The organism is Paenibacillus sp. GP183 (assembly GCF_900104695.1).
Lineage (GTDB): Bacteria > Bacillota > Bacilli > Paenibacillales > NBRC-103111 > Paenibacillus_AI.
This window is the reverse complement of sequence record NZ_FNSW01000001.1, coordinates 3,658,843-3,670,292: the sequence shown is the minus strand read 5'-3', so window position 1 is coordinate 3,670,292 and position 11,450 is coordinate 3,658,843. Positions and strand designations below refer to the sequence as shown.

The window sequence follows — 11,450 nt, the reverse complement described above, 5'->3', positions numbered from 1 at the left end:
TCAGGCTTTCGTATCGAAAACACCCAGTCGGTTTCCGCTCTTCTGCTGGTTAGGATTATGGTATACCGCTTCATCTTCCGAAGATCCCATCACAAGGTCGAGGGAGTAATCGATAAAAGCTAGTGATTGTTCTATCAATTGCTGATTGATGGCATTTCGCTCCTTGAGCTCATGAAGAACATGAAGTAAACTGAACTGCGCTTCGGAGAGTGCGTGCTTTTCTTCCGCCTTAAAAATGATTTTGATCAAATCACTGATCGTAATCTGGGGATTTGGATTGTATCCCCTGGACAGCAAATACTCGTTAATGATTTGAATCCGCTGCTGCTCGGCTTCACCAATAAGACGCATCAACTTGCTTTCCTTATTGACGACCTGATTCAGCGCATCCACTTCGTTGTGAACAAGTGCCGGTGTCTTGTCCTTGGCAAGCTCAAGAAGAGCTTCATGAATGTCTCGCAGCTTATTCATCGAATCAAGAAGATCTCGTATCGTAGACACAATCGTTCACCTGTTTCTATAGTTGGATAGTGACTATCTTATTTTATGTAAGGCAACAGTTTCTCTGCGACTTTTTTGGCATCAACTTGATAACTACCGGAAGATACGGATTCCCTTAAATCATTCAGGCGCTGTATTTGCTCCTCACTCATTCCAGCTCCCTGAGCACTCAATAATTCCTTGGCCTCAGGTGAGATTTGCACTTGATCCTTAGGCTTATCTTTCTTGCCTGCAGCATTAGCAGCTGTAACTTCATTGGTTTTTTTATACGGATTCACATTTCCTATGCGCTGACTGTCATTAATTTTCATGGTTTTCCACCCCTATACATTTGTGGATAAAATAAAAAGACCGATAATCATTACTTTTATTATCGGCATGATGCATATGAAACTTTATATCAATTGAATGTCAATATCTGTTTTTTAGACGATCCTTTATGTAAAAGCTCGATTTACTATCTTCTCGTAGCCTCTCTTGTCTGCGGGCTTCATCCTCTAAAGAGTTGGACATACCTTTGACCAGCTTGCTTCGACAGGAATCGCAGATCTGACCTTCACGAATGTCATTGCCGCACGATTCACATGGATAGCCCATGTTAGGGTGGTTTTTGATCGAGATTCGGCCCTCACGGATGAATTTGGTGATTTGTCGAACGGGAACCTCGGTCGCTTCGCTTAGATCTCTAAGACCAGTGCCAATGTTTTCCCTTAAATATTTCGAGCATATATCAAACTGCAGTTCAATTTCCTTTAAGCAATTAGGACATACCTCTTGTATGCCTTTCACAAAAACTCGTCCACACCGCGGGCAATTGGCCACATTCAAACTCACGTACGACCCCTCCTACAAATAGTACCATATCCCAAAACATTAATTCCAGTTTACCTCAACCATGTTACTTTGTATAATCCCTTTTAAAAAATATGTTAAAAGTTACCTTTATCTCGCCCAGATGAGACCAAAAACCTCACAATTCAAGCTTTTTTTCAGCACCATTGAGCATTGGTTTAATGTACTTCCGGTCGTATAAACATCATCAACTATGTAAATCTGCATCATTTCATTCTTTTGTGACAAATCCAATACTTGCTGCAAATCCGCCTCATTCAGCTCAAATACGTGCTCCAGATCTTCGATCCTTTGATTTCTGCTTTTAAAGCTCTGCTTATCCGTGTGTCTCTTTCGCTGCAGCAGCGGAATCACCGGGAGATTCACAGCTTTTCCAAACTCTATAGCCATCTGCTGATCTGCTGGATCGCCCGATTTGTGATTTGGTTTTTTCTTTGGCTGCAAAATAAACTTTGCCCACCGGGTCTTCCTTCGAGCGGATTGCTTGTCCGGACATCTGGACCAACGCCGCCTCATCAAAAAGCGGTGAGTCCGAATCTAAGATGAAGACATCCGATTTAGGAATTGTCACTACTCGTTCCAGAATGGTAGTCGTGACCAGAATTCGAATCACTCTGTCTCGAAAAAGCTGTACTTTCTCGGTGCGAAGCGAATTCTTTGACGAGGTCCCCTCAATCGGCGACACCTCGTCCGTGCCGCTTCGATCTCCAGGCAGGATGGAGATCTCCTGCCTAAACAGCCTCCATACAGCGTAACTACAGATCGACCCGCGAAAGCTTTCATCACGCGAGGCTGCAGCTCAAGCACAACGTCCTTGCGCGGGGTTGCAACCAGCATCTTGCCGCCATTAGCGACTATGTGCTGGATAAAAGGGAAGATCATCTCCGTCTTCCCCACTCCCGTAACCGCCCAGATCAAAAACTTCGCAGCGCGGCGGGTAGGGGCTCGTGAATTCCTTACTCGAGAGGTGATGGCTTGTGAATTCCTTGCTCGATAGGTCATGTCTCGTGAGTCTCGTTATCTTCTTCACTCAAGCAGCTGCGCGATCTCTTCGACAAGCAATGACCTGCCTGAAAGGGCTTCGAACGATTTGATCATAAGCGGATTGATCCATTTGAAGATCAGTAAACTCGCGATCTCCCCTCCAACTTTCATAAGAAAGAGGAGTAAGCCGAATGGCCTCCACGATTGAACTGCGCATTCCGCAGCGAGCTGCAGTAAGTTTGATTTTCCGGGCTAGTGCTGTCAACGATGCTTTCGTTGAAGCGGTAATCTTAGAGGAGTGAAACTCTCGGTTTAAAGCATAGGGGTGGTCTTTCAGTTGGTGGTCTTTCAGTTGGTGGTCTTTCTGCAAGGGGTCTAAACTCATTTGATCCCGAATCCGCTGGGCTTGTCCAAGCGAAAGAGGAGTATCCAGAATAAGCATGCCTGTGTCGGGGCCATGTTGGCCGAACCAATAATGCATATCCGTGTGGATGTCCAGTGTTAGGTGCCAGTGCCATTTGGAACGTAAGAATACTGCATATAAACGGGCCTTCATCCTTCACCTTGCTCTCTTTTTAATGTAAGCGTTCTAGTGATCGAATAACGGAATTTTCGATAATTCCTCTTTGCCGCCTAAATTCACAAGGATGACCGGGTCGCTTTCATATGCAACAAGCAGATCATCCAGTGTTTGATCCGGGCCGCACCAATCCAAATCCATACGATGCGTACGGGATAGCCGCTCTATGATCTTCAGGGTCTCATCCGTGGAGCCTTCATCCAGGATTGTAGCGGTTATTTCTCTTCCCCGCAGCCGTGAAACAAAGAACAAAGAGCGAATATACCATTCTATTTGGGATTGATTGTTTTTGGTAATTAGAAGAACCTTGACGGCTTTTCCCCTTAATTCTTGCCGCTTGCCGAAGCAAAGATGAAGCAAAGCTATGCTGATTCCGTAACAGCCTACGATCCAGAGCAACCCAATCCACATTGCGGCTCCCTCCTTTACCTCTATATTATGCCGAGGGAGGAGGGGAGGTTCCTACAATGTCACCCAGCCATTCTTGATAGCTGCGATAACCGCTTGGGTACGATCGTCCACTTCCAGCTTTTGAAGAATGCTGCTGACGTGATTTTTGACCGTTTTTTCGCTGATAAAGAGGGATTCTCCTATCAATTTGTTACTTTTGCCCTCTGCCATAAGCCGCAGCACTTCCGCTTCCCGCTTGGTTAAAGGGCTGTTGTCATTATGTATATATTTCATGCCTGTTTCTTTAATTGCTTGACTGGGAGCCACAACGCCAACATCATCGAGATAAGTCATTCTTCTTAATTGATTGATCAGCTTGCCGGTTACCTTAGGATGGATATATGCATAGCCTGAAACTACCGAACGAATGGCATTAATCAGAGACTCGGCTTCCATATCCTTCAATAAATAACCGGAAGCACCTTTTCGCAAGGTCTCAAATACGTAGCTCTCATCATCATGAATGGATAAAATAATGACTTTTACCTCAGGAAAGATCAACCTTAGACGTTCTGTGGCGACAACTCCATTTTCCAGCGGCATATTAATGTCCATTAGCACGACATCCGGAGTATTCTGATTGCAAAGCTCAACCACTTGAATACCGTCTCCGCATTCGGCTATAACTTCCATATCCTCTTCCATATTAATTATCCGCTTTACACCCTCGCGAAATAACTGGTGATCGTCCGCTATGATGATTCTTACGTTTCGTTTCAGTGTAACCGTATTGTCCATCTGTTTTATTCCTCCTTATGATCTGGACTCCCGATAGGGATAACCATCGTTATTTTGGCGCCTGAATTCTTTTCTGAGACGATCTCCATATTGCCTTCCAGCAGTTCCACACGCTCTCTCATGCCGAGCAGGCCGAAGTTGTTGCCCTTCGTGATGATTTGCTGTGTCTTCTCAACATCAAACCCGATACCGTTGTCCACGATATAGATTTTCACGTGTTCATTCTCAAGGGTAAGCTCGAGTGAGACAAAAGACGCATTCGAGTGCTTTACAACATTAGAGAACGCCTCCTGCACCAAGCGAAAAATCGCAATTTCCAGTCCTGATGGAAAACGATTCTCTCGGCCGACCAGGGTGAATATAGTATGAATTTTGGTTTTGTCCTCAAAGTCCTGCACGTATTTACGTAGAGTAGGAACGATACCGAGATCATCCAGAGCCATCGGACGGAGATTGAAGATAATCTTGCGAACCTCCTCAAGCCCGTTCCGAACCTGCCCTTTCAAATCTACCAATTCCTCTTTCACAGCCTTAAAATCCTGCTTGGTCAGCATCCGCTCCGCTATTTCCGTGCGAAGCACGACATTGGCTAGCGTCTGTGCCATACCATCATGAATTTCCCGGGCAATACGTTTTCTTTCTTCCTCTTGAGCCAGAATAATCTTTAAACCGAGAAGCTGTCTATTTTTAGCGGATTCGAGGATCCGGGTTAATTGGTTCAAATCGCCTGATAAATACTCAAGCACAACATTCATTTGGGAAACGATCGTTTCGGCGCGTTCCACTTGCTTCTCTACATTCTTGATCCGCTTTTGCAGATCATCGCGTCGAGTCCGCAGGTTGTTTTCTTTCTCCCTGGCAATGGTGAGTTGAAGCTGAAAAGCGATCGCAGCCTCATAAGCGACCTTGATATCCTCTTCACGGAAACGATTGAAATCCCGGCTAACCTCCGTCAATCGAATGCGCGATCGCTTGTATTCCTTTTCCAGCTTATCCACTTCATCGATCGTGAGGCTTGTCTCCTCTTTGACATCCGCCAACTCACGGGTCAGAGATTCCCTCTCCCCCCTTGATGCTTCAGCAATCTCAAAGATTTGATACTTGCTGCTCTCAACAACGTTTATAGCGTTCTTAATTACGCGATCTATAGAATCAGGTTGCAAGATAGGCACAGACTCCTTTTCACGAATACCAAATATGGGTCTATTCCTTATTCTATCATAAGTTTTATTCCAGTGTAATGATTTGGCCCTTCGGATCCCATCCGACTTTCCAGCCTAACTTCTCGGAAATAATACGCAGCGGTACCAACGTCAGATTGTTGACGATTAATGGAGCTACTTCAGCGGTCACCGTATCCCCGTTTACAAGCAGATTCGGATTGTTGATCCACAGCTCGATCAGCTTATCTCCCCGCGTAATGGTGACCTTTCGTTCCGAATCGCTCCACGAAACCGTACCGCCAAGCGCTTCGGTCACAAAGCGAACCGGGACCATCGTATTCCCGCTCATGATTATTGGAGCTTGCTCTAAAGTCATCGTTTTGTTATTTAAAGAAGCGGTGCTTTTGTTCACGGTAAGCTTAACCTTGTTTTGTGGCAAGGCGGGCAGCTGCCCTTTATAAACGAAGAGAATATCATCAAAGTTGATTTTGCCTTGCAGCGCTCTCTCATCTTGTCCTTGCTCCGGGTTGGCAATATAGATGCTCTTGATCACAATCGGATATTTCATGTTGTAGTCCGTCAGATTGGCGGTGACCAAATTCCAACCCTTCCAGTTCATGTTGCGGGTTAACTCCACTTTGTAGGATTTGCCGTCGGCATCATTGAATTCAGCACGTAGCCAGTTCATGCTCCCATCGCCAAACACCTTCATTTTCATATATTGCGGCTCACCTTCGATAGGTGCTCCCCATTTGTCATTGAATAAAGCGTAAGCGGCCTTCGTTCCCTTACCCTTGGTAAAGTCATAGGCGATCTCTATATTTTTATTGCCGGTAGATGAGTTGATCGTAACACTGGAACCCACCTCAGCCGGATATTTCCCAGCACTGGTCATAACGCCGGTTGTATCTAGATCATACCAAAGCTTCTCAATCCCGATAGGAAGCGTCAGCATGGTGCTGTATCCGTCATATCTGGCGATCAACTGCGCGCTTTGCTTGCCAGACAGATTCGTTACATGCAGGACTCCATCTGTATTGACATTGGCATCAATGCCTTTAACTTCCCATTGAACCAAGTTTGCAGGTACTTCTCGAGTTTTGCCGCTTTGAGTCGTAACCAGTACTGGAAGCTTAAAGTTCTGTCCCTCAGACAAGGAGATGTCGCCCGCATTGATTTTCATCGTTGTAATCTGAGCACGGCCTATGACCTCGACATCAATAGTCGCAAGCCCTTTGCCCGATTGGGCCGAAAGCTTGGTTTGCCCCGCACTGGTGGCCGTAAACGTATTGCCGCTGAAAGTGCCAAGAGGCGCGGTGCTAGACCACTGTGTAGTCATGGAATTTACTGCAACCGGATTATAATACTCATCATAAGCTTTCATCGAATAAGTGCTGGATTCATTCAAAAACAATACATTCTGCCCTTTGAGTGTAATCCCCTTCACTTCACCCTTAGGCGCTGTCGAGAAAACACCCACTCCATTGACAACCTTACGTTCATTGCCATTTTCCGTCTTGATGACCTGCTGGGAATCAAATTCACCTAGCGGACGAGCTACCATTTGAGTAGAACCGCCGCCGTCCAGCGCCATACCCTTATACACGCCTGCTTGAATCATGAACTGCTGCAATTCAGGCAAGCTGATTCCGCTGCCGCTGCCGCTCGCATCCACTGCGACCAGATAAGCTGTTTTTAAATCCTGCGAAAAACCAATAGCCGATCTCGCACGGTAACGATACCCGTCAATACTATTAATATCACGAGTAAAATAACTGGGCTTCCCCTCAAAAACAAGCAGCGAGCCGCCGCCTACCATCATTTTGAAAGTTTTCACATCATAATGGTTCCATGCGTCCTTGGGCACCATCTCATATTTAGATGTAATTGTATCTCCTACTTTAAGGTGTTTAACTACATAATCGGTACCTGTGCCTGAAGCTCTCAGTATGTAACCGTCTGTTGGAGGCAGCAAATTGACCACACCGTTAACTGCGATTTGCATGACCTTGCCATTTTGCACCAACACTTCAGTAGGCGTAGTTGTCCCGTCATTGGAGCGATTAATCTGTCCCCATGCGCTGGTATACATGTAAATGGCATCTTGGTGGCTAAATGTATTATCATCCCCCCAGTAGGCTGTCTTATTTACTCCTCCTAAGGGAAAACTAATCCCATCCAGGGCAGTCAATGAACCGGTAAACGTAAACTGATCCACAATAGGGACATTTTCTTTCGTTATTGCGAAAGCATACATGCCGTTCAATAGAGTCGATGTGGTGGAAATGAGCTGACCTGAGGTAATCTGCGGGCCTAACGGAGCACCTTCACCTTGCGTATTATAAAAGTCGGCATTGATGCCTGCTACCGCGCCTTTGCCTGCTACCATCTGTGAAACACTTTGCTTTTTGTTCAACAGATCCGCGGGAGCTCCTGAAATGGGATCCAATTTTACATTGGGATTACTTAAATCTACTTCTATGACACTAGCATTGGCTGTAACCACTTTGTCGTTTCTTGTAGTACTCCATACATATTTTTTGAGAACGGCCCCTGATGTAATAATCTCCTGCGAACCGAGCGCTAAACTAGGGTCGGCAGCCAGAGTAACGCTGGGTATTGATGCAAGAAATTGCAAGGACAATGCGCATGCCAACGCGCCTAATCCCAGTTTTTTTTGTAAAGTCATGCTGTTTCTCCTCTCATTCTTCCAATCTTTTACTTTAATATCAACAAACTACTAGAATGTTCTTTATTATAGACTCTATTACTATGGAAAAAGTTACGAAAATGATATATTACAATTTTATTGCAGACACACAGCAAAAAAGGGCCAACCCATTGATAGGGCAGCCCTTTTAAAAATCAAAAAAGAAGATTATTTCAGCGCATCTGTTTTTAAAAGCTCTGCTTTGTCGGTACGCTCCCAAGGCAGATCCACATCTGTTCGACCAAAGTGGCCATATGCCGCAGTTTGTCTATATATAGGACGACGCAGATCGAGCTGCTTAATAATGCCCGCTGGACGAAGGTCAAAATGCTTGCGGATCAATTCGACAAGAACCTCTTCACTGACCTTACCGGTATCGAAAGTGTCTACACTAATCGACACAGGTCTCGCAACACCGATGGCATAGGCCAATTGCACTTCGCATTTCTCAGCCAGGCCGGCCGCGACGATATTCTTGGCTACATATCTGGCTGCATAAGCGCCAGAACGGTCAACCTTGGTCGGATCCTTACCGGAGAACGCGCCCCCGCCATGACGAGCGTAACCGCCGTATGTATCAACGATGATTTTACGACCCGTTAAGCCGGCATCGCCCTGAGGACCTCCGATCACAAAGCGGCCTGTCGGATTGATAAAATACTTCGTATCGGCATCGATCAACGAAGCTGGAACCACGGGTCCAATGACGTGCTCTTTGACATCCCGTTGGATCTGCTCCAAAGTGATCTCTTCACTGTGTTGAGTCGAAATAACAATCGTGTCTACACGAACTGGTTTATCTCCATCATACTCAACTGTAACCTGGGTTTTTCCATCGGGACGTAAGTAAGTCAAAGTACCGTTTTTACGAACTTCCGCCAATCGACGGGATAACTGATGGGAAATAGAAATAGGCAGTGGCATAAGTTCAGGAGTCTCATTCACAGCGAAACCAAACATCATGCCTTGATCACCTGCACCAATAGCTTCAATCTCATCATCGGACATACGTCCTTCTCTGGATTCAAGTGCCTGATTAACGCCTTGCGCAATATCCGCAGATTGTTCATTCAGGGAAACCAGAACTGCGCAGGTTTGGTAATCAAAGCCGTATTTCGCGCGAGTATAGCCAATCTCCTTAATCGTTTGTCTGACAATGGATTGAATATCTACATATTCAGATTGAGATGAAATCTCACCAATCACCAGCACCAAACCGGTAGCAACGGAAACCTCGCATGCAACACGGGCATTGGGGTCATTTTGAAGAAAAGCATCCAGCACGGCATCAGAAATCTGATCACAGATTTTATCCGGATGGCCCTCTGTAACCGACTCGGACGTAAACAAACGCTTTCCGCGTACAATCGCCATTTTGAATCAACCTCCAATAAACATAGTATGTAAATAAAAGTACGAATCTACACAAAGAAAAAGGAACCTTCTCCGGTGGGAAAAGGTTTCTTGAGGGGTTAACCTTCAATATGAAATGATACTTCATTTGTCGGGTGCTGTCAAACAAAGATAGATGAAGGAATAGCCGATTTAAAGGGTAAAAAGTACTTCTTCCGCGCTTTGGATCAACCGTCGGGTAATATGCCCACCCACGGCTCCTGCATCCCTGGATGCGATGAATCCCCAGTAATCTTCTTTTACCGAAGAGGCTGGGAGTGAACCTAATTCGGATGCGAACTCTGCATTAGCATTGAAGTTCGAATTTTTACCTACAGGCAAGCCCAGCTCTGCAGCAATCTCATATTTGAGAATGTCCAAAGCCTTCTTCGACTCGGGAACCACTTTGACGTTTGAATTTCTAGCCATAATAATGCCCTCCTTATTTGGATTCAGCATTAGTATGGCTTCACAGCAAGGTTCAAGCCGTATAAAATCTTGTCAATAAGGGTAAAATTATGGAGTAACTTTACTGCCATCAGCATTAAAAAGTGAATAATTGCCGCGAACCATGACGAAAATTTCGGCTGTATTGTTCGTCGCAGGTTTAATACCACGAGTATCCCTAGGGAAAATCAGATGATGATTATTTTCAATTGCTGCTCCCGCGCGAATATCTTTGCCAGCAGTAACGTCAGGAATACCGTCTTCGTCCTTGCTTACCGCTACGGTTTTGCCTGTGCGGACGATGAATTCAGAGCCAGAGCTAGCGTATAGGGTTTGTCCGGATTGGAGTTGGACAACCATGAGGGCAGAGCCGCCCGATCCACCGCTTTGCGCGATAAGTTGTTTCACTTGATCTTGGGTTAAAGTGTTTTGATCGAAGTAGCTTTTGGTGATGACCGGATCAGTGGCCGATCCTGGTGCTGGGGCGTCGGCTTGAGATATTGAATATATGGGTATGATAAGCATAATTCCTGCTGAGATTAAGAGAGACTTTAATTTCAAGTTCATAAATAGCCACCTTTCTTGTTTAGTTAATTAATTATAACAAGTAATCGATTATTATTACAAATAAAGGGAACTTCTTTCGTTTTGTAGAATAGAGATAAGTCATATTAAATCTATTTACAAACGGAGTGATCTAATGAAAAAATGGCTTATCGTTACTATGCTTTTATTCTCAACGTCAAGTATTGTCAATGCTTCTAGTATTCATGGTGAGTTTGAAGGAAATCCAATTGTTACTTTAAAGTCAAATGGTCAAGATCTTAAAGTGGAAGATATCCCCGCAATAAATTATAAAGATCGGACTTTAGTCCCCATTTATTTATTGAAACAATTAGGAGCTACAGTTAATTGGGATCCTGAAACCTACAGTGTAGATGTTAAATTAACGAATAACGTTAAAAAAATAGACTCTAACGAAAAGGAACAAATACTTCTTAAAGATACATATCAATGGCTGAGTGACACAGATAATGCTATGTGGATGTTTTCTGTAAAACTTCAGCAATACACAAATTTAGATAACCCTGAACATTATTTAACTGTTATTGACACAGATTATCAGAGTCTTTTAAATCTTCATAACAATTCTATGGATTTTGCTCTAAAAACAAATAAACTTGTCTCATCTGCTACGAGCATTAATGATATTATCTTTAACGAAAGTAAAACAATGGATCAAATAAATCAAACTAAAAACTTGCTTAAAGCATGGATTAGCACTAGTAACAAATCTGATTTTGCTTCTAACCTAAAATTAAGCATTCTTAATTCCTTACAAGTAGCACAACAAAACATTTCTAATACAAAGCAAATTATACATCAAATGATTTTGAAAGAAACCGAAATTAATTTGACATCCAATTAAATGGTTAATGAAAAAACATAACAATGATGACTGACTAGATTTATAATGGTCGGTCATTCTTTCTACAACTATAAAGAGAAGCAAACTATTGCAAAATTGACAAAAGTGAACCATCAATTGATTTCCAGATTTATGATCATTGCAGTCCAATCATCATCTCTCTGTTCATCCCAATTTGTCTGCTCAAATGAGTTGAACAACTCT

The 11,450-nt window shown here is 44.0% G+C and carries 13 protein-coding genes and 1 pseudogene; 1 reads left to right on the top strand and 13 read right to left on the bottom strand.

Going from position 1 to position 11,450, the window contains the following annotated elements:
• From BLV33_RS18095 to BLV33_RS18040, 13 genes and pseudogenes are all read right to left on the bottom strand, one after another.
• Positions 1 to 501, bottom strand: a complete 501-nt coding sequence (locus BLV33_RS18095; protein ID WP_253187101.1) for a flagellar protein FlgN — start codon at positions 499 to 501, stop codon at positions 1 to 3.
• Positions 502 to 539: 38 nt separating this feature from the next.
• Complete coding sequence (gene flgM / locus BLV33_RS18090) at positions 540 to 812, bottom strand: flagellar biosynthesis anti-sigma factor FlgM (RefSeq protein WP_090794679.1); 273 nt, start codon at positions 810 to 812, stop codon at positions 540 to 542.
• A 100-nt stretch (positions 813 to 912) separates the two neighbouring features.
• Positions 913 to 1,335, bottom strand: a complete 423-nt coding sequence (locus BLV33_RS18085; protein WP_090794673.1) for a TIGR03826 family flagellar region protein — start codon at positions 1,333 to 1,335, stop codon at positions 913 to 915.
• 108 nt (positions 1,336 to 1,443) lie between these two features.
• Complete coding sequence (locus BLV33_RS18080) at positions 1,444 to 1,743, bottom strand: ComF family protein (RefSeq protein WP_171908950.1); 300 nt, start codon at positions 1,741 to 1,743, stop codon at positions 1,444 to 1,446.
• Positions 1,670 to 2,283 (bottom strand): annotated as a pseudogene (locus tag BLV33_RS18075) (helicase-related protein); the annotation flags it as partial. The gene BLV33_RS18080 and the pseudogene BLV33_RS18075, both read right to left, overlap by 74 nt.
• A gap of 100 nt (positions 2,284 to 2,383) precedes the next feature.
• On the bottom strand, positions 2,384 to 2,893 hold the full coding sequence (locus BLV33_RS28870; RefSeq protein WP_139305768.1) for a hypothetical protein: 510 nt from the start codon (positions 2,891 to 2,893) through the stop codon (positions 2,384 to 2,386).
• A gap of 33 nt (positions 2,894 to 2,926) precedes the next feature.
• A complete protein-coding gene (locus BLV33_RS18070; protein WP_090794665.1) occupies positions 2,927 to 3,328 on the bottom strand; it encodes a hypothetical protein in 402 nt (133 codons plus the stop codon).
• A 51-nt stretch (positions 3,329 to 3,379) separates the two neighbouring features.
• Positions 3,380 to 4,105, bottom strand: a complete 726-nt coding sequence (locus BLV33_RS18065) for a response regulator (protein WP_090794664.1) — start codon at positions 4,103 to 4,105, stop codon at positions 3,380 to 3,382.
• Positions 4,106 to 4,110: 5 nt separating this feature from the next.
• The gene (locus BLV33_RS18060) at positions 4,111 to 5,268 is read right to left on the bottom strand and encodes a sensor histidine kinase (RefSeq protein WP_090794663.1); all 1,158 of its coding nucleotides are present in this window, start codon (positions 5,266 to 5,268) and stop codon (positions 4,111 to 4,113) included.
• A 64-nt stretch (positions 5,269 to 5,332) separates the two neighbouring features.
• On the bottom strand, positions 5,333 to 7,957 hold the full coding sequence (locus BLV33_RS18055; protein WP_090794662.1) for a stalk domain-containing protein: 2,625 nt from the start codon (positions 7,955 to 7,957) through the stop codon (positions 5,333 to 5,335).
• Between the two features lie 189 nt (positions 7,958 to 8,146).
• Complete coding sequence (metK, locus tag BLV33_RS18050) at positions 8,147 to 9,352, bottom strand: methionine adenosyltransferase (RefSeq protein ID WP_090794661.1); 1,206 nt, start codon at positions 9,350 to 9,352, stop codon at positions 8,147 to 8,149.
• 171 nt (positions 9,353 to 9,523) lie between these two features.
• Positions 9,524 to 9,799, bottom strand: coding sequence for an alpha/beta-type small acid-soluble spore protein (locus BLV33_RS18045; protein WP_090794660.1), 276 nt, complete (start codon positions 9,797 to 9,799; stop codon positions 9,524 to 9,526).
• Positions 9,800 to 9,886: 87 nt separating this feature from the next.
• Positions 9,887 to 10,384 carry a hypothetical protein gene (locus BLV33_RS18040; protein WP_090794659.1) on the bottom strand — a complete coding sequence of 166 codons (498 nt, stop codon included), beginning with the start codon at positions 10,382 to 10,384 and terminating at the stop codon, positions 9,887 to 9,889.
• Positions 10,385 to 10,517: 133 nt separating this feature from the next.
• Here BLV33_RS18040 and BLV33_RS18035 point away from each other — a divergent pair, with 133 nt between their 5' ends.
• A complete protein-coding gene (locus BLV33_RS18035; RefSeq protein ID WP_090794658.1) occupies positions 10,518 to 11,246 on the top strand; it encodes a stalk domain-containing protein in 729 nt (242 codons plus the stop codon).
• The last annotated feature ends 204 nt before the right edge of the window (positions 11,247 to 11,450 follow it).

Bases quoted from the DNA above. Each gene is read 5' to 3' on its own strand.
- BLV33_RS18045 (WP_090794660.1), bottom strand. From the start codon at position 9,799: ATGGCTAGAAATTCAAACGTCAAAGTGGTTCCCGAGTCGAAGAAGGCT.
- metK (WP_090794661.1), bottom strand. From the start codon at position 9,352: ATGGCGATTGTACGCGGAAAGCGTTTGTTTACGTCCGAGTCGGTTACA.
- BLV33_RS18055 (WP_090794662.1), bottom strand. From the start codon at position 7,957: ATGACTTTACAAAAAAAACTGGGATTAGGCGCGTTGGCATGCGCATTG.
- BLV33_RS18065 (WP_090794664.1), bottom strand. From the start codon at position 4,105: ATGGACAATACGGTTACACTGAAACGAAACGTAAGAATCATCATAGCG.
- BLV33_RS18080 (WP_171908950.1), bottom strand. From the start codon at position 1,743: ATGGCTATAGAGTTTGGAAAAGCTGTGAATCTCCCGGTGATTCCGCTG.
- BLV33_RS28870 (WP_139305768.1), bottom strand. From the start codon at position 2,893: ATGAAGGCCCGTTTATATGCAGTATTCTTACGTTCCAAATGGCACTGG.
- BLV33_RS18040 (WP_090794659.1), bottom strand. From the start codon at position 10,384: ATGAACTTGAAATTAAAGTCTCTCTTAATCTCAGCAGGAATTATGCTT.
- BLV33_RS18035 (WP_090794658.1), top strand. From the start codon at position 10,518: ATGAAAAAATGGCTTATCGTTACTATGCTTTTATTCTCAACGTCAAGT.
- BLV33_RS18070 (WP_090794665.1), bottom strand. From the start codon at position 3,328: ATGTGGATTGGGTTGCTCTGGATCGTAGGCTGTTACGGAATCAGCATA.
- flgM (WP_090794679.1), bottom strand. From the start codon at position 812: ATGAAAATTAATGACAGTCAGCGCATAGGAAATGTGAATCCGTATAAA.